The organism is Taklimakanibacter deserti, from assembly GCA_003574785.1.
This window is the reverse complement of record QORU01000024.1, coordinates 25,324-45,793: the sequence shown is the minus strand read 5'-3', so window position 1 is coordinate 45,793 and position 20,470 is coordinate 25,324. Positions and strand designations below refer to the sequence as shown.

Annotated in this window: 18 protein-coding genes; 5 read left to right on the top strand and 13 right to left on the bottom strand. The window is 63.3% G+C overall.

The features are described 5' to 3' along the window. Nucleotides 1-3: 3 nt before the first annotated feature. From DS839_RS33650 to uraH, 7 genes are all read right to left on the bottom strand, one after another. Nucleotides 4-1,089, bottom strand: coding sequence for an ABC transporter permease (locus DS839_RS33650; RefSeq protein WP_119274932.1), 1,086 nt, complete (start codon nt 1,087-1,089; stop codon nt 4-6). Then, complete coding sequence (locus DS839_RS33645; protein ID WP_368912072.1) at nt 1,073-2,626, bottom strand: ABC transporter ATP-binding protein; 1,554 nt, start codon at nt 2,624-2,626, stop codon at nt 1,073-1,075. The genes DS839_RS33650 and DS839_RS33645 overlap by 17 nt, the downstream gene beginning before the upstream one ends. Further along, the gene (gene xdhC, locus DS839_RS33640; protein ID WP_119274930.1) at nt 2,623-3,606 is read right to left on the bottom strand and encodes a xanthine dehydrogenase accessory protein XdhC; all 984 of its coding nucleotides are present in this window, start codon (nt 3,604-3,606) and stop codon (nt 2,623-2,625) included. Before xdhC ends, DS839_RS33645 begins: the two co-directional genes overlap by 4 nt. Then, the gene (gene xdhB, locus DS839_RS33635; RefSeq protein ID WP_119274929.1) at nt 3,603-5,915 is read right to left on the bottom strand and encodes a xanthine dehydrogenase molybdopterin binding subunit; all 2,313 of its coding nucleotides are present in this window, start codon (nt 5,913-5,915) and stop codon (nt 3,603-3,605) included. Before xdhB ends, xdhC begins: the two co-directional genes overlap by 4 nt. Beyond that, entirely contained in the window at nt 5,905-7,380 is a 1,476-nt protein-coding gene (gene xdhA / locus DS839_RS33630; protein ID WP_119274928.1) for a xanthine dehydrogenase small subunit, read from the bottom strand. The genes xdhB and xdhA overlap by 11 nt, the downstream gene beginning before the upstream one ends. 81 nt (nt 7,381-7,461) lie before the next feature. Further along, a complete protein-coding gene (locus DS839_RS33625; protein WP_119274927.1) occupies nt 7,462-8,382 on the bottom strand; it encodes a LysR family transcriptional regulator in 921 nt (306 codons plus the stop codon). 6 nt (nt 8,383-8,388) lie between these two features. Next, a complete protein-coding gene (gene uraH, locus DS839_RS33620) occupies nt 8,389-8,739 on the bottom strand; it encodes a hydroxyisourate hydrolase (RefSeq protein WP_119274926.1) in 351 nt (116 codons plus the stop codon). Nucleotides 8,740-8,831: 92 nt separating this feature from the next. On the opposite strand from uraH, the gene DS839_RS33615 reads away from it, so the two are divergent. Next, on the top strand, nt 8,832-10,115 hold the full coding sequence (locus tag DS839_RS33615) for an NAD(P)/FAD-dependent oxidoreductase (protein WP_368912075.1): 1,284 nt from the start codon (nt 8,832-8,834) through the stop codon (nt 10,113-10,115). Here the strand turns inward: DS839_RS33615 and DS839_RS33610 are convergent. After that, on the bottom strand, nt 10,089-10,574 hold the full coding sequence (locus DS839_RS33610; RefSeq protein ID WP_119274924.1) for a GreA/GreB family elongation factor: 486 nt from the start codon (nt 10,572-10,574) through the stop codon (nt 10,089-10,091). The two genes, DS839_RS33615 and DS839_RS33610, sit on opposite strands and share 27 nt — an antisense overlap. A 142-nt stretch (nt 10,575-10,716) precedes the next feature. Between DS839_RS33610 and pepN the strand changes: the two genes are divergently transcribed. The 3 genes from pepN to DS839_RS33595 all read left to right on the top strand — a co-directional run bounded on the left by pepN (nt 10,717) and on the right by DS839_RS33595 (nt 16,492). Beyond that, complete coding sequence (gene pepN, locus DS839_RS33605) at nt 10,717-13,368, top strand: aminopeptidase N (protein ID WP_119274923.1); 2,652 nt, start codon at nt 10,717-10,719, stop codon at nt 13,366-13,368. Nucleotides 13,369-13,576: 208 nt separating this feature from the next. Then, the gene (locus DS839_RS33600) at nt 13,577-15,895 is read left to right on the top strand and encodes a PAS domain-containing sensor histidine kinase (protein WP_162918984.1); all 2,319 of its coding nucleotides are present in this window, start codon (nt 13,577-13,579) and stop codon (nt 15,893-15,895) included. A 33-nt stretch (nt 15,896-15,928) separates the two neighbouring features. Beyond that, nucleotides 15,929-16,492, top strand: a complete 564-nt coding sequence (locus DS839_RS33595; RefSeq protein ID WP_119274921.1) for a nucleotidyltransferase family protein — start codon at nt 15,929-15,931, stop codon at nt 16,490-16,492. Here the strand turns inward: DS839_RS33595 and DS839_RS33590 are convergent. Beyond that, a complete protein-coding gene (locus tag DS839_RS33590) occupies nt 16,473-17,072 on the bottom strand; it encodes a DUF1062 domain-containing protein (protein WP_119274920.1) in 600 nt (199 codons plus the stop codon). The genes DS839_RS33595 and DS839_RS33590 overlap by 20 nt on opposite strands. Nucleotides 17,073-17,529: 457 nt before the next feature. Between DS839_RS33590 and DS839_RS33585 the strand changes: the two genes are divergently transcribed. Next, nucleotides 17,530-18,204, top strand: coding sequence for a hypothetical protein (locus DS839_RS33585; protein ID WP_162918983.1), 675 nt, complete (start codon nt 17,530-17,532; stop codon nt 18,202-18,204). 123 nt (nt 18,205-18,327) lie between these two features. Here the strand turns inward: DS839_RS33585 and DS839_RS33580 are convergent, their stop codons facing one another. Genes DS839_RS33580 through DS839_RS33565 form a run of 4 tightly spaced genes read right to left on the bottom strand, consistent with a single transcriptional unit; the run spans nt 18,328 to nt 20,440 of the window. After that, on the bottom strand, nt 18,328-18,864 hold the full coding sequence (locus DS839_RS33580) for a periplasmic heavy metal sensor (protein ID WP_119274918.1): 537 nt from the start codon (nt 18,862-18,864) through the stop codon (nt 18,328-18,330). Continuing rightward, the gene (locus tag DS839_RS36760) at nt 18,864-19,322 is read right to left on the bottom strand and encodes a hypothetical protein (RefSeq protein ID WP_162918982.1); all 459 of its coding nucleotides are present in this window, start codon (nt 19,320-19,322) and stop codon (nt 18,864-18,866) included. The genes DS839_RS33580 and DS839_RS36760 overlap by 1 nt, the downstream gene beginning before the upstream one ends. Before the next feature lie 10 nt (nt 19,323-19,332). Continuing rightward, a complete protein-coding gene (locus DS839_RS33570; RefSeq protein ID WP_119274917.1) occupies nt 19,333-19,962 on the bottom strand; it encodes a sigma-70 family RNA polymerase sigma factor in 630 nt (209 codons plus the stop codon). A gap of 28 nt (nt 19,963-19,990) precedes the next feature. Then, nucleotides 19,991-20,440, bottom strand: coding sequence for an EF-hand domain-containing protein (locus DS839_RS33565; RefSeq protein WP_119274916.1), 450 nt, complete (start codon nt 20,438-20,440; stop codon nt 19,991-19,993). Nucleotides 20,441-20,470: the final 30 nt, after the last annotated feature.

Sequence of the window (20,470 nt, the reverse complement as noted above, 5' to 3'; positions counted from 1 at the left end):
CGATCAGTCCGCCGGTTGCGCCGCGGCGGAGACTTGCGTCTTCAGCCAGCGGAATCGATAGAGGATGAGCGTGTCGCAGCCCAGGATGAAGAACAGGAGGATGCCCTGGAAGACCTTGGCGATGCGATCGGAGAGGCCGAGCGAAACCTGCGCCGCTTCGCCGCCCAGATAGCTCAGCGCCAGCATCAGGCCGGCAACGAGTACGCCCAACGGATTGAGCCTGCCGAGGAAGGCGACGATGATGGCGGCAAAGCCATAGTCCGGCGAGATCTGCGGCTGCAATTGTCCGACGACGCTCGCCACTTCGGTGATGCCGGCAAGACCGGCGAGCCCGCCCGACAACAGGAAGCAGAACAGGACAGTGCGCGGCCGCGAGAAGCCGGCGAAGCGGCCGGCGCGCGGCGCGCTCCCGCTCACTCTGATCTCAAAACCCTTCAGCATGCGGCCCATGACGAAAGCGAGGATGACGGCGGCAAGCACGGCAAAGAGAGCGCCGGCATGCACCGAGCCCCAAAGCATCGGAAGGAGCTGCCAATCGCTGAAGGTAATCGTTTTCGGGAAATTGAAGCCTTGCGGATCGCGCCAGGGCCCGCGCACCAGCCAGTCGAGCAGAAGTCTCGCCACATAGACGAGCATCAGCGAGGTCAGGATCTCATTGGCGCTGAACCGCGTCTTGAGCACCGCCGGTATCGCGGCATAGGCCATGCCGCCGACAATGCCGAGAATGAGCATGGCGAGCAGGGTCAGCGGCGACTGCCACTCGGGGAACAGCACCGGGATCATGCCGCCCAATATGGCGCCCGCCGTGAGCTGGCCTTCGGCGCCGATGTTCCACACATTGGCCGTATAGCAGACGGCAAGGCCGACGCCGATCAGCACCAAAGGCGTCGCCTTGACGATGAGCTGTTGCAGCGACCAGAGCTGCGTCAGAGGCTCGATGAAATAGACATAGAGCCCATGCAGCGGATCGATGCCGCGAAGCGCGAAGATGATGGCGCCGGTGATCACGGTGAGGAGGATGGCGAGGACCGGCGACAACAGTGCCATGCGGGTCGAACGCTCGGCGCGTTTCTCAAGCACGAGCGGCATGGCGTTCCTCCCTCACCTCATGCTCGCCTGCCATCAGGAGGCCGATCTTCTCGCGCGTGAGCTCGGATGCCGGACGGGCCTCAGAGAGCTGGCCGCGCGAGATCACCGCGATGCGGTCGGCGATCTCGAAGATCTCGTCGAGGTCCTGGCTGATGACCAGGATCGCGGAACCTCCCCGCGCCAGGTCGACCAGCGCCTGGCGAATGGTGGCGGCGGCTCCCGCATCGACGCCCCAGGTCGGCTGATTGACGATGAGGACGGCGGGATTGCGGTCGAGCTCGCGGCCGACCACGAATTTCTGCAAGTTGCCGCCGGACAGAGCGCGCGCTTCGGGATCGGGCTTGCCCTTGCGCACGTCGAAGGACTTGATCACCCTTTCGCTCACCGCCAATGCCGCGTCGCGGCCGATGGTCCCGGACCGGGTCAGATCCTTGTCCGAGGCATAGCGCGTCAGGATGACATTCTCCGATAATCTGAAGCCGGGCACGGCGCCGTGGCCCAGGCGTTCCTCGGGTACGAAAGCAGCGCCCATCTTGCGCCTTGCGGTGATGCTCAGCCTGCCGCAGGGTTTGCCGTCGATGAGGAGCGCCTCATTGCGCTTGAGAAGCTTCTCGCCCGAGACCGCATCGAAGAGCTCGGACTGGCCGTTGCCGGCGACACCGGCGATGGCCACGACCTCGCCGCCCGCCACGTTGAGCGAGACATCGCGCAAGGCGACGCCGAAATGACCGTCCTGCGCCAGGCTCAGCCTATCGAGGGTAAGGCGCGGCCTGCCGGATTTGGCCTTGGCCTTCGGCCGCACGATGTGGATGTCGCCGCCCACCATGAGCCGCGCGAGGCTCGCCGCCGTCTCCTTGCGCGGATCGACGCAGGCGACGACCTTGCCCATGCGCAGAATGGTGGCCGACTGGCAGAGCCGCTTCACCTCCTCGAGACGATGGGAAATATAAAGGATGGAACAGCCTTCCTTGGCCAGGCGCTCGAGCACCAGGAAGAGCTGGTCGGCCTCTTGCGGAGTCAACACCGCGGTCGGCTCGTCCATGATCAGGAGCTTCGGCTCCTGCAGCAGGCAGCGGATGATCTCGATACGCTGGCGCTCGCCGACGGAGAGATCGCCGACGGTCGCCGAAGGCTCGAGCGGCAGGCCGTAGTCCTTGGAGATGGATGAAATCTTCTTCGACAGGGTGCCGATGTCGAAGACGCCCGGCAGAGCGAGCGCGATGTTCTCGGCAACGGTGAGCGCCTCGAACAGGGAGAAATGCTGGAACACCATGCCGATGCCGAGCTTGCGGGCGGCGGCGGGCGATGAAATGGTGACGGGGGCGCCCTGCCAGCGCAATTCACCCGAGGTCGGCTGCAAGGCGCCATAGATGATCTTGACCAGCGTCGACTTGCCGGCGCCATTCTCGCCCAGAAGAGCATGGATCTCGCCCGGGCGCACATAAAGCGACACATCGTCATTGGCGCGCAAGCGGCCGAAGACCTTCACGATGTGAAGCGCTTCAAGAAGATGGTCTTTGCCGATCTTGTCCGTCACCCACCCTGGCCCTTTTTTTGGCTCATTGTATAAGGCGTTTGCACGCCTGCGGGAAGATTCCGGCGGGTTCTCAACATCTCGTCGCGCTCCAGGAGCTCCGCCACCGTCGCCGCGGCAATGACCGCCGGCTCCTTGGAGGCGATACCGGGCACCCCGATCGGGCATTTCAAGGCGGCGAGACGCTCATCGGCGATGCCGGCCTGGCGCAGCCGGCTCAGGAACCGCGCCCTCTTGCTGGCGCTGCCGATGAGCCCGACATAGGGGAAGCGGTCATCGCGCAGCGCCTGCTCGACAATGGCGAGATCAAGCGCATGGCTATGAGTCATGACCAAAAGGAAAGTGCGGTCGGGTGCGGCGGTGAGCTCGGCGACCGGATCGCTCGTCGCGACCGGCTCGACATTGGCCGGCATGGCGGCGGGAAAGGCGTTGGGGCGCGTATCGATCCAGCGTATGGCGAAAGGCAAGGGCGCCAGCGCCAGGACGAGGGCGCGCCCGACATGGCCCGAGCCGAACAGATAAAGAGGCCGCTTCTCCTCGCCGAAATGCTCGATCATGACATCCTTGGCCGACGATCCCGCCGAGACAATGCTGCGGACAACATGATCGGAGCGCAAGCGGCTTTCGGTGGCAAAGGCGCCCGATTTTTCGGCATCTGCCAATGTGCGGGCATCGGCAAGACCGGTGCCGTCGAAGATCTCGGTCAGCAATTCCACTCGCCCGCCGCAACATTGGCCGAGCTCCGGCCCCAGCGCATGCGACGTGACGGTCAGCGACCGGCCGCCTTTGAGCTTCTTCTGGGCCTCGGCCAAAGCTCGCCATTCGAGCGCGCCGCCGCCGATCGTGCCGTGGAAACCGCGCTGGGTAAGGACGAGCCTCGCGCCCACTTCGCGCGGCGCCGAGCCATCAACCTTGAGCACCGAGACCATAGCGCAGGGCTCCCCCGCTTCGAGCGCCTTTGCGATATGGTGCCAGATCTTCATGCCGACATTGCCTTCACGGCCTTCATGATCGCTTCCGGTGTAGCGGGCGCCGCAAGCGGCGGCATCTTGCCCGGCTTCAAAGCGGCGATCGCATCGGTGATCGCCGAGAACACCGAAAGCGCCAGCATCAGCGGCGGCTCGCCCACCGCCTTGGAGCGATAGATGGTATCGGCCGGATTCCCCGAAGAGGCGAAGAGATTGACCCGGAAATCGGCCGGCACGTCGGAGGCGCACGGGATCTTGTAGGTCGAGGGCGCATGGGTCCTGAGCCGGCCCTCCTGGTCGAAGACCAGCTCTTCCGTAGTGAGCCAGCCCATGCCCTGGACGAAGCCGCCCTCGATCTGGCCCAGATCGATCGCGGGATTGAGCGAGCGGCCGACATCGTGAAGGATGTCAACGCGATCGACCCGCATCTCGCCCGTCAAGATGTCGACGGTCACTTCGGCGCAGGCCGCGCCATAAGCGAAATAGAAGAAGGGCTTGCCCTTGGCCTTGTCGCGATTCCAGGTGATCTCGGGAGTCGCATAGAAGCCGGTGGAGGACAGCGGGATGCGCGCCTGATGCGCTTGTTTGGCGAGACCACCGAGCGCGATGCTCTGATTGCCGATGATCACGCGCCCTTGCGCGAAGCGGATCTGTCCCGGCTTTACCTTCCATTCCCGGCTGGCGAAATCGACGAGCCGCTTCTTGATGCGGCCGGCCGCCTCCTTGGCCGCCATGCCGTTGAGGTCGGATCCCGACGAGGCCGCGGTCGGCGAGGTGTTCGGCACCTTGCCGGTGGTCGTGGCGGTGATCTTCACGCGGGCGGGCTCGATACCGAATTCCTCGGCCACCACTTGTGCCACCTTGATATAGAGCCCCTGCCCCATCTCGGTGCCGCCGTGATTCAAATGCACCGAGCCGTCGGTATAGAGATGGACGAGCGCACCCGCCTGGTTGAGATGGATCAAGGTGAAGGAGATGCCGAATTTGACCGGCGTCAGCGCCAGGCCCTTCTTCAGGATCGGGTTTTTGGCATTGAAGACCTTGATGGCGTCACGCCGTGCGCGATAGTCGCTCGTCTTCTCGAGCTCACCCACTACCTCGTGGATGATGTTGTCCACGACCTTCATGCCATAAGGAGTCCTGTCGCGGCCGGCCTTGTAGAAATTGCGCTTGCGCACGTCGAGCGGATCGAGGCCCTGGACGTGCGCGATCTCGTCCATCATGCGCTCGGCCAGCATCATGCCTTGCGGGCCGCCAAAGCCGCGAAAGGCCGTGTTGGACACGGTGTTGGTGCGCAGGCGGCGCGATTTGATGCTCACCGCCGGATAATAATAGGCATTGTCGGCATGGAACATGGCGCGGTCATTGACGCCGAGCGAGAGATCGGCCGAATAGCCGCAGCGCGACAGCAGGCTGGCATCGACGGCCGTCAGGCGGCCCGTCTTGTCATGGGCGAAACTGTAATCGATGCGCATGTCATGGCGCTTGCCGGTCATGATCATGTCGTCGTCGCGGTCGAGCCGGCATTTGACCGGGCGCCCCGTGACATGGGCGCCAAGGGCTGCAAGCGCCGCCCATTGCGCCGCCTGGCTCTCCTTGCCGCCGAAGCCGCCGCCCATGCGCCGGCACTCGCAGGTGACGAAGGCATCGGCAAGTTTCAACATCTTGGCGACGCAATGCTGCACCTCGCTTGGATGCTGGGTCGAGGAATAGACGATCATGCCGCCACCCTCTTCGGGCATAGCCATCGCCACCTGGCCTTCGAGATAGAAATGCTCCTGGCCGCCGACATGGAAGGAGCCCGTGACGCGCGACGGCGATGCCGCAATCACCTTGGCCGGATCGCCGCGCCTGAACTCGTAGGGCGGCAGCACATCGTCAGTTCCTTGCGCCAGGGCGTCCTCGACCGTGATCGCTGCCGTCTCCTTCGCGATCTCGATCTTGGCCAGCCGCGCGGCCCGGCGTGCCGCCTCGCGCGTCTCGGCGACGACGGCGAAAACCACTTGGCCATGGAACAGAATCTCGCCGTCGGCCAGGATCGGATCATCGCCCATATTCGGGCTGCAATCATTGATGCCCGGAATATCGGCGGCAGTGAGCACCGCGACGACGCCGGGGAATGTGCCAACCGCGGCGAGATCGCAACGGGTGATGCGTCCCTTCGCTCCTTCCGGCGCATAGCCCGGCGCCACATGCAGCGTGCCTTCCGGCTCGCGCATGTCGTCGATATAGATGGCGCTGCCTTGCACATGGAGTGCGGCGCTGTCATGGGCAAGCGCCAGGCCCACCGTCTCGGTGGCGATCTCTTTGCGCTTAGCCCGCATGGACCGGCTCCCTCACCCCTGTGATGCGGGTGTTGACCGTCGCTTCGCCCGCAATCTCGGTCAGCGCCTTGATCAGCAGATTGCGCGCCGTTTCACGGCGATAAAGGGCGCCCGCGCGATGATCGTCGATCGGCTGGAAATCTTGCGTGAGGCAATCGGCGGCCGCGGCCCAGCCGGCCCGATCATCGAGCGAGAGCGAGGCAACCGCGGCCTCCGTCTGGCGCGCGCGCTTCGGCGTCGCCGCCATGCCGCCATAGGCGATGCGGGCTTGCCTGATCTTGCGGACGGCAAGGGTGAATTTAAACGCCGCCAGCACCGAGGAAATATCCTGGTCGAACCGCTTGGTGATCTTGTAGCAGCGGAAGGCCTCATCCCGCTTGAGCTTCGGGACGATAATCTGGGCGACGATCTCGCCGGGCGCGCGATCCTGCCGGCCATAGGCGATGAAGAAATCCTCGAGCGCCATATCGCGCGACGACGCACCCTTGCGCAGCTCGAGCCGGGCGCCGAGCGCGATCAGCGCCGGCGGCATGTCGCCAATGGGCGATCCATTGGCGATGTTGCCGCCGATCGTTCCCGAGGCGCGCACCTGCTTCGAGCCGATGCGGCGCAGGAGCTCGGCGAGATCGGGATCAAGACGGCCGAGGCTCTCCTCCGCTTCGGCATAGGTGACGGCGGCACCGAGCTTGACCGCGCCCGCTTCATCGGCAATCCGGCGCAGCGACCGCATCCGCCCGAGAAAGATGATCTTGCCGAGGCTGCGCAACTGCTTGGTGACCCACAGGCCGACATCGGTAGCGCCAGCGAGGAGCACGGCGTCGGGGTGTTTTTCGGTCAATTCGGCCAGGGCTGCGTCGCTTGCGGGTGCTGCGAAAAAGCCCTTGTCGTCGCCGACAAAAAGATCGCTGCCATCATCGAGCCGTGCGAGCTGCTTCTCCGTTTCGGCGCGCGCGCTCGACCAGGCATCGTCCGGCTTGCCGGTGCAAGTGGCGAGCGCTGCGTCGACGATCGGGCGATAACCGGTGCAGCGGCAGAGATTGCCGGCCAGCTGATCGAGGACGGCCTTGCGGTCGGGTGCGATGGCCGACTGGTAGAGTGGGAACAGGCCCATCACGAAGCCCGGCGTGCAGAAGCCGCATTGCGAGCCATGATGATCGACCAGCGCCTGCTGGATCGGATGCAGCTTCCCGCCATTCGCCAGATCATCGACGGTGACAATCTCCTTGCCGTCGACCTGCCCCAGAAGCAGGATGCAGGCATTGACCGGCTCATAGGCGAGCCGGCCGTCCTTGAGCGAGCCCAGGGCCACCGTGCAGGCGCCGCAATCGCCTTCGCCACAGCCTTCCTTGGTGCCGCGCGAACCTTCGTCGAGGCGCAGATAGTCCAGCAAGGTGAGCATCGGCGGGACGGCGGCGAGTTCAACGACCTCGCCGCGGCGGAGAAATCGGACCTTGTTCCTCGCCATCGCAATTCTCCAAGCTGTCACCGATAAAGTAGCATTACGGCAGGTGTACGAAAAAGGACAATAAAGATGACAGTCTGTGCTCTATTTGCGCACAGCCTTCCGGGCCGAGAAGTGCCGCACCGCCAAATCGAGAAAGGCGCCGGCGGCGAGGCCCGCGGCCGAGCCCGGTCGATGCACGATGGTGAGACGGTCGGCCGGCATGCGGCGATTGGCCAGGGGCACGAAGACCAGCGAACCCTCGGCAAGCTCCTGCTCGATCCCGACCTTCGTCTGGAAGGCGATGCAGCGTCCACGCCTTGCCAAAGCGGCCATGAGGCGCAGCGAATTGCATTCGAAGGCGCGCGCCGGCGTTTTTGCCTTGCCGAGCAGCTTGTCGAGAATGGCCCTGAAGCTCAAGCCGCGGGCCGGCCACGCCACCGGATGAGCGAGGCACTCGGCGAACAAGAGCTTGCGCGCCTTGGCCAAAGGATGGTCCGGCGCCATCACTGCGCCAAGCTGCAGCTCGAGGGTCAGCCTGACGTCGAGCCCCTCGACCGTCGCCGGATTGAAGGTGAAGCCGATATCGGCGTCATGGCTGCGGACGAGATCGGTCACCGCATCCGAGCCCGCGACCGTCACCGTTACCTCGACGCCCGGATAGTCGCCGGCGAAACGCGCCAGGAGGTCGGGCAAGGGCGAGACCGAGATGCTTTCGACGGTCGCGATCCTGAGGCGCCCGCGCTTCAGCCCGCGCAAGGCATCGAGATGATCGAGCGTCGCCTCATGGCCCTGCATCGCCGATTTGAGCCCGTTGAGCAGGATCTCGCCCGCGGCCGAGAGCCTCAGGCTGCGGCCGCGCCGTTCGAACAAGGAAAGGTTGAACTGCTGCTCGAGCAGGATGATCTGGCGGCTCACCGCCGAGGCCGCGACATTGAGCATTTGCGCGGCGCCGCGCACCGACCCCGCTTCCGCCACCGCTGCGAAATAGCGATAGTTCGTGGTCAGGAGCGAGTCGGGCCGCATGGCGGCTCAGCTTCCGCGATAGGTCGAATAGCCGTAAGGCGCAAGCAGCAGCGGCACGTGATAATGCTCGGTCTTGTTGGCGATGCCGAAGCGCAGCGGGATCACGTCGAGAAAAGGCGGATCGGAGATCGGCGCGCCATTCGCCTTGAGATAGGCGCCGGCATGGAACCGCAGCTCATATTGCCCGACCTTGAAGTCTTCGCCGTCGAGAAGCGGCGCATCGACGCGGCCATCCTGGTTGCTCACCACCGTCTTGAGCAAGGACGGCCCGCCATCGAGCGACCAGAGCTCGATCTTCAGTCCCTTGGCCGGCCGGCCGAGTGCGGTGTCCAATATATGCGTCGTCAAACGCCCCATGCATGCCTCCGTTTTGCGACTGTCATGACCGTAGACGGAATCCGGTGAGGGCGGAAGGTGCCGCGCAGCCTTGACGCGCGAGCGAAAATAGACTGAAGAACAAGCCGCTTCGCGAGTCACACATCATGCCCAGTTCCCATATCACCATCATCGGCGCCGGCATCATCGGCATCTCGACCGCCGCCTTCCTGCAACGCGCGGGCCACAAGGTCACGGTCATCGACCGCGTGCCGCCGGGCGAAGGCTGTTCCTTCGGCAATGCCGGCGGCCTCGCTTTCGCCGAGGTGACGCCCACCATCCGTCCGCGCATCCTGCTCAAAATCCCGGGCTGGCTTCTCGACCCCTTGGGTCCCCTCACCATCCGCTGGTCCTATCTGCCCAAGGCGCTGCCCTGGTTCCTGGCCGCCGGCCGCAATGCACTGCCCGACCGGGTGCGCAAGATCACCGCGGCGCGCGCGGCGCTCGGGCTGCGCGTCGTCAGCGATTTCGAGACCCTGCTCACCGCGGCGGGGTCCATCGATCTTATGGTCAAGAAGGATTCGCTCCGGCTCTACGACACGCATGCCCAGTATCAGGCCGAAGAGTCAGAGCGCGCCGTGAAGCGCGAGCATGGCTATGAAATGAAGAAGCTGTCGCCGGGCGAGATCGCCGAGATCGAGCCCGACATCGCCCGCGACTTCGCGTGCGGCGCTTTCCATGGCGGCTGGTATTATGTGCGCAATCCCCAGAAAGTCGTCGCCTCGATCGCCGAGAATGTCGTCCGCAATGGCGGCGAGATCATCCAAGACGATGTGCTGAAGGTCGCGCAGGACGGATCGCGCGCCACGGCGCTCACGCTGAAATCGGGCGGCGAGCGCCCGCTCGACCGTCTCGTCATTTGCGCCGGCGCCTATTCCAATTTCTTCGCCTCAGCCTTTGGCGACAAGGTGCTCTTGGAAGCGGAACGTGGCTATCACCTGGTCATCCCCGCTCCCGGCATCACGCTTGGCCGCTCGCTCACTTATGTGGCGACGCCGATGGCCATGACGCCGATGGATATGGGCTTGCGGCTTGCCGGCACGGACGAGTTCGCCGGGCTCGATGCGCCACCGAACTGGAAGCGCGCCGACGTGCTCTGGCCCTTCGCCAAGCGCTGCCTGCCGAAATTGCGCGAGATCGATCAGACGGTCTCGCGCTGGATGGGGCGGAGACCCGGAACACCCGACGGCCTGCCGGTCATCGGTCCCTCGCGCAAGCTCCGCAATGTCTGGTACGGCTTCGGTCACAGTCATATGGGGTTGACCTGGGGCCCGACGACCGGACGCCTGCTCGGCGAAATGCTGAGCGGCGCTCCCAGCAATACCGATCTGTCAGCCTTCCGCGTCGATCGGTTTTAGATCGACTACTTCGACATGGCCGGCATGCAGCTCGGCCTCGTCGCCGACTTCCAGACCGAGCAGAGCCCGGGCCATGGGAACCGTATAGGCGATCAGCCCTTTTTCGAGGTCGGCCTCATCCTCGCCGACGATCGAGAAAACCTGCTCGCGACCGTCATCGCGCTTGACTGTCACGCGCGTGGCGAAGGCGACCTTCTGCGGCGCCTTGGGCGGCTCCACCGTCTGCGCGGTGGCGCGGCGCTGCGTCCAATAGCGCAGATCGCGCGAGGCGCGCGCAATGCCGGCGCGGTCGCTTTCATGCTGGGCGTGGGCCAGGAGCTTGCGCGCCGCCTCGATCTCCTCATCGATCAAGGTGAGGCCGTGCGGGGTCACGAAATTGGGGTTGGAGCTGATGGGTCTTTCCGGCAGCTCTTCGAGGCCCTCTTGGTCGTCCTGTTCCTTGACAAATGCCCGGCTCATCTTCAGTTCCGCCCAATGTCGCTTGATTGACTCACATTCACCATCTATCTTTTTGTTTTCACATGATCTTATCCGAAGAGGTCCGCAGGAGCCTTTCGGGATCAGTTCAATCCACCCCCATCAACTGAAGTCAGTATAGCACATGAATAATGTAAGCCCGCAGACCGTTTATTTGAAGGATTACCAGCCGGTTCCTTACCTGATCGAGGAAGTATTTCTCGATTTCAGCCTGGATACTGAAGCGACGCAGGTCATTGCGCGGCTTAATTTGAAGCCCAACAAGGCATCAAGCCAGAAGGGCGCGCCCCTGGTGCTCGATGGCGAGAAACTGGAGCTCCAGGCGATCAGCATCGACGGCAAAGCTCTCGACAAGTCTCACTTTGACGTGAGCGCCACGAGCCTCACCATTGCGGAAGTGCCGCAAAAGCCCTTCACGCTCGAAATCGTCACCCTCTGCAATCCGAAGGCCAATACCGAACTGTCCGGCCTTTATGTCTCCAACGATGTCTTCTGCACGCAATGCGAAGCGGAAGGCTTCCGGCGCATCACCTATTTCTACGACCGTCCCGATGTCATGGCGCGCTACAAAGTGCGCATCGAGGGACCTATCGCCTCATGCCCGGTCCTCCTTGCCAACGGCAATCCGGGTGCCAGCGGCCAGATCCCCGGCACCGACCGGCATTTCGCCGAATGGGACGATCCCTTCCCTAAGCCGTCCTATCTCTTCGCCCTCGTCGCCGGCGATCTCGCTTATGTTGCCGACCATTATGTGACGCGCTCGGGCCGCAAGGTCGAGCTGCGCATCTATGTCGAGAAGGGCAAGGAGGAGCGCTGCGGCTGGGCGATGGAATCGCTCAAGACCTCGATGCGCTGGGACGAGGAGCGCTTCGGGTGCGAATATGACCTCGACATCTTCATGATCGTCGCGGTGTCGCATTTCAACATGGGCGCCATGGAGAACAAGGGGCTCAATATCTTCAACGACAAATACATCCTGGCGCTGCCCGAGACCGCGACCGACGTCGACTATGTGAATATCGAGGCGATCATCGCGCATGAATATTTCCACAACTGGACCGGCAACCGCATCACCTGCCGCGACTGGTTCCAATTATGCCTCAAGGAGGGCCTCACCGTTTTCCGCGACCAGGAATTCACCTCCGACATCCGCTCGCGCGCGGTGAAGCGCATCGCCGATGTGAAGAGGCTGCGCGCCGATCAGTTTCCGGAAGATGCGGGTCCCCTCGCCCACGCCGTGAGGCCCGCCTCCTATATCGAGATCAACAATTTCTACACGGCGACGGTCTATGAAAAGGGCGCCGAGCTCTGCCGCATGATGCTGACGCTGATCGGCCGCGACGCTTTCCGCAAGGCGATGGACCTCTATTTCGAGCGCCATGACGGGGAAGCGGCGACGGTGGAAGATCTCGTGCGCTGCATGGCCGATGCCTCGGGGCGCAATCTCGACCAGTTCTTCCGCTGGTACGAGCAGGCGGGCACGCCCGAGGTCACCGTCACCGAAGCCTATGATGCCAAGGCAAAAACCTTCGATCTCACCCTCGAGCAAGGGACCCTGCCCACGCCCGGCCAGCCGGAGAAGCTGCCCTTGCAGATCCCGCTCGGCATCGGTCTCCTGGACGCCGACGGCGAGGACATGCCGCTCGATCTCGAAGGTGTCGGCACGCTCAACGAGCCCTTGATCGAACTGAACGAGCCCAAGAAGACGTTTCGTTTCCGTAACGTTGCCCGAAGACCGGTCCTGTCGCTCAATCGTTCCTTTTCAGCGCCCATCCGGCTCAAAAGCCGGACATCGATGGCCGACCAGCTTTTCCTGATGAAGACGGACAACGACACCTTCAACTGCTGGGAGGCGGCGCAGACGGCGGCCCACACTTTGCTGCGTTCCGCTCTCGAAGGGCACAGTGCCTCGGACGACAAGACGTCCTTCATCGTAGCCCTCGGAGCCGTCCTCGATGATCCCGAGGTCGACCAGGCCTTCAAGTCGGCCATGCTGACCTTGCCCGGCGAGCAGGAGATCGCGACCCTCATTGCCCGCAATGTCGATCCCGGTGCCATCCATCAAGCGCGCGAGGCCTTGCGCGGCGAGATCGGCAAGGGCCTTGCCGATGTTCTGCTCGCTCTGTGGAAGAAAACCGAGAGTAAGGGCGCCTACAGCCCGAGCCCTGAGGAAACGGGGCGGCGGTCCTTGCGCTATGCCGTGCTTTATGCGATCGCCGGCGGCGATCCGGCGTTCGGCACCAAACTCGCCGTGGAGCAGCTTGCTCGAGCGCCCAGCATGACGGATGAGATCGGCGCGCTCTCCACCCTCGTGACCCTCGATGTCGCGGAGCGCGACCAGGCGCTCGATGCCTTCTATGCGCGCCACAAGGGCGATCATCTCATTATCGACAAATGGTTCGCGCTGCAGGCATCGGCGCCGCTCAAGGGCACCATAAGGCGGGTGCGCGAGCTCATGACGCATCCCGATTTCAAGCTTGCTACACCCAACCGGGTCAGGAGCCTGATCGGCACCTTCGCCATGGGCAATCCCTTCGCCTTCCATTCTGAGGACGGCGAAGGCTATGCCATCCTGGCCGATACGATCCTGGCGCTCGATCCCCTGAACCCGCAGGTTGCCGCCCGCATGGCCACCGCCTTCCGCAGCTGGGCGGGCCTCGAAGCGAAGCGCCGCGGCCTTGCCAAGGCCCAGCTCGAGCGCATTCTCGCCACCCCGGGATTGTCGCGCGATCTCTACGAGATCGTCTCGAAATCGCTCGCGGTGGCGCCGGAATAACGGGCTCAACCAACTCTGCCTCAGGCGAGGCCTCAACAGGGCGCAATTTCCGCCCAAGATCGCCTCAAAATCGCTTGCAGTATCAACATAATAGCCAATGCCGGTTTCGGCTGGACAAATCACCTTAACTACGAATCAATAGGCGGTGATTCGTGAGGTGGTGGGAGGGTGCTGAGGTCGGTTACGGCGCGCCACGCAGGGGGCGAGATTGAGCAGCAAGGCACAATTGGGCGAGCTTTTCTTCAAGGAGCGGGTGCTCCGGCTCCCGCTGCCTTTGCCCGGCTGGGCCCGCGTCTCGATCGGCGAAAGATCGCTGCGCATCCTGATCACGATCCTGGTCTCGCTCTTCCTCATCACCCTGGCTCTGGCGCTCTTCCTGCAATTGGCGCAAAGCCGCACCACTCATCTCGCCGAGCAGAACCGCCAGACGCTCCTTTATGCGACGGCCGCCGCCCAGCACATCAAGCAGGCAGCGCGCAACCAGATCCAATCCGGCTTCACGCCCAAACCCTTCACCCAGGAAGATCTCGACGCCGCGCTCCTGCCTGAGGCGCAGCGCGAGGGCCGCATCTTCGCCTATGTCAATGCCGCGGGCGTGATCACGGTCGCCTCCAAATCCGACGGCACGATCGCCGGCCAGACCATCGCCGATGTGCTCACCAGCCGCTTCATCACCGAGATCAACATCAACGATACGGAGATGGCCCGCCTCATGCTGTCCTCGGGCGAGGAGGCTTATGTCGGCATGAGCGACCTCGCTCCTTTGCCCGGCAGCCTGCTCGTCATCCAGAAGCATGCCGATGTCATGCGCGCCTGGAAGGACAGCGTCATGCAGGTGAGCGTGCTGTTCGCCGTCACCTTCCTCGTGCTGATGATGCTGGGCGGCGCCTTCCACTGGCAGGCGGCGAAAGCCTCGGAGGCCGACCGCACCCTCACCCTCGCCACCGAGCGGCTCGACAAGGCGCTCGACCGCGGCCATTGTGGCCTGTGGGACTGGGACATATCGCGCGGCCGGATCTTCTGGTCGAAATCCATGTATGACATACTGGGCATCGAGGAGACCGGCGAGTTCCTCAATTTCGGCGACGTCGCCGATCGCATCCATCCCGAGGACGCGCAGCTCGAGGAAGTGGTCGAGGCCCTGCTCAGCGGCCAGAAATCGGTGTTCGACCACGAGTTCCGCATGCGCCATGTCGACGGCAACTGGGTGTGGCTCAGGGCTCGCGCCGAGCTCTCGCATGCGCCGGAAGAGGTCGAGCCGCATCTCGTCGGCATCGTCATCGACATCACCGCGCAGAAGCTCGCCGACCGGCTCAACCAGGAAGCGGAGCTCCGCCTCAAGGACGCGATCGAGAACATCTCGGAAGCCTTCGTGCTCTGGGACGCCGAAAATCGCCTCGTCCTGTGCAACACCAAATACCAGCAGTTCCATTCGCTCCCCGCCAGCGTGTGCACGCCCGGCACGCCTTACGAGCTCGTCGCCAAGACTGCCAAGGAGCCGGCGGTGCGCCAGCGCATGCCGATCCACAGCCGCGATATCGGCGAAGGCAACACCTTCGAGGTGCAGCTCGGCGATGGACGCTGGCTGCAGATCAACGAGCGGCGCACCAAGGACGGCGGCTTCGTCTCGGTCGGCACCGACATCACCCCGCTCAAGCAGCAGGAAGAGCGCCTGCTGCTCTCCGAGCGCGAATTGATGATGACGGTGCGCGACCTGCAGAAGGAGCGCCTCCTCGCCGAGCAGCAATCGCAGCGCCTCGCCGACCTCGCCGACAAATATTCGCGCGAGAAAACGCGGGCGGAAGCCGCGAGCCGGTCGAAATCGGAATTCCTCGCCAATATGAGCCACGAGCTCAGAACGCCGCTCAATGCCATCATCGGCTTCAGCCAGGTGATGGAGAACGAGATGTTCGGCCCCGTCGGCGCCAGCAAATACATCGAATACGCCAAGGACATCCATTCGAGCGGCCAGTTCCTGCTCGATGTCATCAGCGACATCCTCGACATGTCGAAGATCGAGGCCGGACGCCTCAAGCTCGAGTACCAGAAGACCGATCTCTCGGAGATCGTCCAGGAGACGATCCGCCTGGTCGAATCCCGCGCCCAGGAAGGCAAGGTCGAGTTCGTCTGCCAGACGCCGAAGAAGCTCAACGCCGAGGTCGACACCCGCGCCTTCAAGCAGATCCTCATCAACCTCACCTCCAATGCGGTGAAGTTCACACCCGAAGGCGGGCGTGTCACGCTGACCGCCAGGCTCGACGGCGAGCATGCCGTGATCTCGATCGCCGATACCGGCATTGGCATTCCGCCCAAGGACATCGAGAAGCTCGGCCGGCCCTTCGAGCAGGTCGAGAACCAGTTCACCAAGACCAAGGGCGGCTCCGGCCTCGGCCTCGCCATCTCCAAATCGCTGGTCGAGCTCCATGGCGGCACGCTCACCATCGACAGCGAGACCGGCAAAGGCACCATCGTCACGGTGCGGCTGCCGGCGGTGGCGGCGAAGCCGGCGCATTCGGCGGCGGCGTAGCTCACCTGTTCTTCCGAAAGGAAGTCTCATCTCATGCACGACAGGGATCTTGACCAGCGTCTCATTGCGATCCTCAAGCAGGCCCCGCTCCGCATGCATGTCTTCGAGATCGTGCGGTCGCTCGCTCTGCCGGATTGGGCCGTGGGCGCGGGCTTCATCAGGGCGGCGGTGTGGGACGCGCTCTCCGGTTACACCATTGCTTCCCCAGTCGATGACATCGACGTGCTCTATTTCGATCCCGGCAACCGCGATCCGCGGCACGATGAGACGATCGAACAGAGGCTGAGGGACAGGGATCCGGCCCTGCCCTGGAGCGTGCGCAACCAGGCTCGCATGCATATCCGCAATGGCGATGACCCCTATGCTTCGACGGCCGACGCATTGCGGTTCTGGCTCGAAACACCCACCTGCGTCGCCGCGCGGCTGGACACAGGTGGCGGCCTCGAGATCCTGGCGCCCTATGGGCTCCAGGATCTCTTTTCAATGTCCATCCGGCCGACCTCGCGCGGGCATGCCCGCAGGGCGGAGTACATAGCGCGCATCACGGAAAAGAGATGGCATGAGCGCTGGCCCAACGTCACCATCGAGCTTCCTTGAATCGCTCCAGGACAATGCGCGTGCCGTCCCGGATCCGCCGCCGCAGGACATCCTTGTGGTCGGGATCGATCCGCAATTGTCCTTGTTCGCGAAGAGCATGAAGCCGCGACCGCGACAGGCCAAGCTCGGCGGCGAGCAGGCGGTCGAGCCTGAGGCCCACGGCTGAACGAACGACGAGCGTGATTTCGAGAATATTGCCGGTCCCGGTCTCGTCCGTCAGAGTCTGCTTGTGGACCTCGACTTCCGTGCCTTCATCGATACGCCGTGCCCGGTCGCGCAATCCGCCGATGTCGAACTCATATGATTTTACCCAACCGGGATCGTTGGACTGGAGCGCCTCGAGATCGGCGATACTTATATCGCCTATGGGTCGGCGCTCGAAGAGCGGCCGGTTCCAGGTTCCGTCACAGTCTGAGCATTTGTAGATCAGCCAGGCATCGAGCCTTCGGCCATTGGCGTTCAGCCTGATTTTGCCGCTCGATCGGAAAGGTTTCGGCTCGCCGCATCGGCTGCAGGCGATCCAGGGTTGCGGGGCAGTTCTGGGAATGATGGTCCATTGGACACGCTCGAGATCGCACATGCTGTCTTGGCCTTCCGGTCAGGAAGTTCACCAAGATGGCGGCGGGAGACGCCCCTAAGGGCCGAGGTCGGGCGATGTTGTTCGAGTGATGGAAGAGCTGAGACGGCGCATGTTGCGCATGGCACAGGCCGACAATGCCAGACCGGTCTCAGACCACCACCCGATGAACGAAAACCCGGGAGGAGACAGCACGCGGCTGTCCCGCCCCGGCGGGTGAAACTAGACGAGACCGGTCATTACGTTGGCAAAACGGAGCCTCAATGTGCCATTGCTCTCAGGGAGCGGGGCCATAGCAGAAAATGAACCGGAAGGAAAGCCGTGTTGTCATGGCATCCATGGAAGCAGGCCGCGGCTGAAACCGCCGATAATCGGCCATAATTCCTGTTTTAGAAATGATGCGTTGAGTTCGGTATGGTTGTGTCGTGGGGGCGGGCAAACGACGTTCGATAAGAAGCAAATGCGCGGCGCATTGTCATTGCTTCAGAATGCGCCCCTTAAACAAATAGTGATGTCCGTGGCGTCGGCTGCCGCAGGAGGTCATAAAGGCTCAGGCGAAAGCCTGGCACTCATCGCGCCGGCAAGGACTGCGAGAATGACGCGAGGCATGCTTTTCCAGCGGAGTCGCAGAGGCACCAGATGGATCATTGTTTGGGCCCTCTTAGCATGGTCTGCTTTCACTACCTTTCTTCTGCTCCAGGAGCTGCTTAACGAATTTAGCGAGGACGAGTCAGGTCTAAATCGGGATATTTCCGATATGTACTTCGAAGCCTCTTTGACGGGCACGAAGGATTTCACTCAAACGGTTGCCGGGTTGCGTCCTGGTCTGAATGTTGTCGCGATGTGTTTGGGTGACATTACAAGAATAGAACGGTTCCTGAACAAGGAGGCATGGGCAGCGCTTGAATCAGACCATTATTTTCATGACTACGATTTCGCCGATTACATATGGCGCATCGTTCTGATATCCGACGATCAGAAGTTTAAGACGACCTACCTGGCTTACTATGAGCCAGCGGAAGCATCTCAGTTCGGGTGCTTTGCACTCTCCGATATCAAGGTATCCATTATACCGCCCAGCCTTCGATCCGGAGCGCCTAGTTTCGGATCGATAAGGATCGATAGTCGAATCTAGGGGAGAAAGCTCACTGAGATATGTGCGGCAGCACCATACATCAGCAGTGCTTGCTTTCTATGTCAGCTCCCATCGGTCGCGCATGGATGGCTGCGTGGCCGATGCAAAGAGGGCTGACGATACTCACTCTTCGTTACCTTGGTCCTTCTGCCATTTCTTGCGGCGCTGTTGCATGCGCTCGACGCGGTCGCGCACGTTCTGCGCCAGGAGGCTGCGCTCTTCCGGCGAAAGCTTCTTGACGACGTCGAGCGTCACTTGCGTGCCGCTGTCGACCATCTGGGTCGAGAGCTTGGTGAAGTCCTGGATCGCGGCATTGACCTCGGTCTCGTCATAGGGATTGCGCTCGAGTGCCGCCGCGAAACGCAGCGCCACGTCGCGCATCCCGGCGCGCGACTGGCGAAACACCTCGCGCCGGCTCTTCAGGAGATCGAGGAATTCGCGCCGCCGGTCCGCCGGCAGGTCCGACAGGAAGCGGCGCGGCAGGAGCTGGGTGAAGCTCGCCCCGCTCCAGCGCTCGAGACGTTCGGGGTAGAAATAGCGCATGCCGATGGCGGCGCCGATCAGGAGATTGACGGCGAGCGAGGCCACCAGCAGGAACATGGTCCAATGCGGCCAGGTCGAAAACCAGCTCCGCCTCGGCGTGTCGGCGTGCTCCGCCATCAGCTCTCGCCCTCGAGCAGGTCGGTCGCATCGTCGATGCCGGTCAGCACGATCGGATCGTCGATCTCGACCACCTCGCTGTCGCCGAAGCGGGCGGCGAAATTCGTGGTGCCGAGGAAGATGCCGAGGCCGAAGGACGCGGCGAGCGCCGCAGCCGCCCCCCAGGTCCAGATCGAGGGCCGGGGCCTTGCCCGGGCCTGGTCGAAAGGAACGACCGTCCCTTGCGGCTTTTGCTGCCCTGCCCGCGCCAGGAGCCGGGCGGCGGCGCCGGCTGGCACCTCCGGCGCCTTGGCCCTCGCCCGGGCCAGCACCTGGTCGATCTCGCGCGCCTCGGCCAGGAGCTCGGGCTCCCTTTCGACGAGCGCCATGAGCCGGTCGCGCTCGGAGACGGGCCAGCGGGCCGGGTTCGCGCCATAGGCGGCCAGAACTTCCCTCAGTCTCGTCCTCATCGCGTCCATAACGTCTTCCTCATTGGCTTATCTCGCCGATATCGGCAAGGAGGTCGCGCCAGCGGTCCTTGAGATCGGCTTTCAGCGCCCGGCGGCCCCGCGCCAGGAGCGATTCCACCGCCTCGACGCTGATCTCCAGGGCCGCAGCCGCCTCAATATTGCTCATACTCTCGAAATAGACGAGTGAGAGGGCCAAACGCTGTCGCTCCGGCAGGCGTGCCAGAGCGGAATTAATCTCATGGGCCGACCGGTCGCCCAGGACCTGGTCCAGCGCATCGGGCCCGGAAGCGGCGATCTCCGGTTGATCGTCGATATTGGAAGCCTGCTTGCGGCGCGCCCGGTCGATGGCGAGATTGGTCGCGACGCGCATGAGCCAGCCTCTGAGGGCCGCCCCATGGCGCACCTGCGCCGGGTTATTCCACAACTTCAGAAAGGCTTCCTGCACCATGTCCTCGGTATCCGCGTGGCCTGACGTGACTCGCCAGACCACGCGGTAGATTATGTCGTAATGCCGTTCGACCAGACCGGCGAACGCCTTCTCATCGCCGGCCGCGGCAGCAGCGAGGAGCGCACTGTCCGGGTCGGCGGACAGGTCAGTCTCAGTGTTGCGTGCCGACACGTCTTCCGGTCGCTTCCTTTCGCCGAGCATGGATGTCTCAACTCATGCCGGCCCATCATCAGTTTCCTTTGACGTCGCTCTGCCTGCCGCGCTTCGGTGCGTTCTCGCGAATCTCCACCAAGGTCAGGCTGCCGTCCTTGTCGCCGTCCGCCCCATTGAACAGAGCATCGATATAGGCGTCAACCTCGTCACGCGTCACGCTGCCGTCCTTGTTCTGGTCGAGCCTGGTCAGCATGCGCTCCTTGCGCCGGTCGATGCCGCGCTTGAGCCAGGCGTCGATCTCGGCCGTCGTCACCGTGCCATTATGGTCGTCATCGAGGCGCAGAAACCGCTTCTCCGCCTTGGGCTTCCATTCGTTCACCGTCACCTTGCCGTCGCTGTCGGCGTCGAGGCGCGCGAAAGAGCGTTCCGAGCGCGGCAGGAATGGCTCATTGGCGAAAGCGAGATGGCCAGCCCCCAGCAGAACCAAAGCGGCTGCCCCCGCAACACAAGCTGCGTTAAGCTTCATTTCAGTCTCCCTAGTTTGATGGGAATCAGC

Bases quoted from the DNA above. Each gene is read 5' to 3' on its own strand.
- DS839_RS33585 (WP_162918983.1), top strand. From the start codon at position 17,530: ATGCGCGGCGCATTGTCATTGCTTCAGAATGCGCCCCTTAAACAAATA.
- xdhA (WP_119274928.1), bottom strand. From the start codon at position 7,380: ATGGCGAGGAACAAGGTCCGATTTCTCCGCCGCGGCGAGGTCGTTGAA.
- DS839_RS33650 (WP_119274932.1), bottom strand. From the start codon at position 1,089: ATGCCGCTCGTGCTTGAGAAACGCGCCGAGCGTTCGACCCGCATGGCA.
- DS839_RS33570 (WP_119274917.1), bottom strand. From the start codon at position 19,962: ATGCTCGGCGAAAGGAAGCGACCGGAAGACGTGTCGGCACGCAACACT.
- uraH (WP_119274926.1), bottom strand. From the start codon at position 8,739: ATGGGGCGTTTGACGACGCATATATTGGACACCGCACTCGGCCGGCCG.
- DS839_RS33565 (WP_119274916.1), bottom strand. From the start codon at position 20,440: ATGAAGCTTAACGCAGCTTGTGTTGCGGGGGCAGCCGCTTTGGTTCTG.
- xdhC (WP_119274930.1), bottom strand. From the start codon at position 3,606: ATGAAGATCTGGCACCATATCGCAAAGGCGCTCGAAGCGGGGGAGCCC.
- xdhB (WP_119274929.1), bottom strand. From the start codon at position 5,915: ATGCGGGCTAAGCGCAAAGAGATCGCCACCGAGACGGTGGGCCTGGCG.
- DS839_RS33580 (WP_119274918.1), bottom strand. From the start codon at position 18,864: ATGGCGGAGCACGCCGACACGCCGAGGCGGAGCTGGTTTTCGACCTGG.
- DS839_RS36760 (WP_162918982.1), bottom strand. From the start codon at position 19,322: ATGGACGCGATGAGGACGAGACTGAGGGAAGTTCTGGCCGCCTATGGC.
- DS839_RS33595 (WP_119274921.1), top strand. From the start codon at position 15,929: ATGCACGACAGGGATCTTGACCAGCGTCTCATTGCGATCCTCAAGCAG.
- DS839_RS33590 (WP_119274920.1), bottom strand. From the start codon at position 17,072: ATGTGCGATCTCGAGCGTGTCCAATGGACCATCATTCCCAGAACTGCC.
- pepN (WP_119274923.1), top strand. From the start codon at position 10,717: ATGAATAATGTAAGCCCGCAGACCGTTTATTTGAAGGATTACCAGCCG.
- DS839_RS33610 (WP_119274924.1), bottom strand. From the start codon at position 10,574: ATGAGCCGGGCATTTGTCAAGGAACAGGACGACCAAGAGGGCCTCGAA.
- DS839_RS33625 (WP_119274927.1), bottom strand. From the start codon at position 8,382: ATGCGGCCCGACTCGCTCCTGACCACGAACTATCGCTATTTCGCAGCG.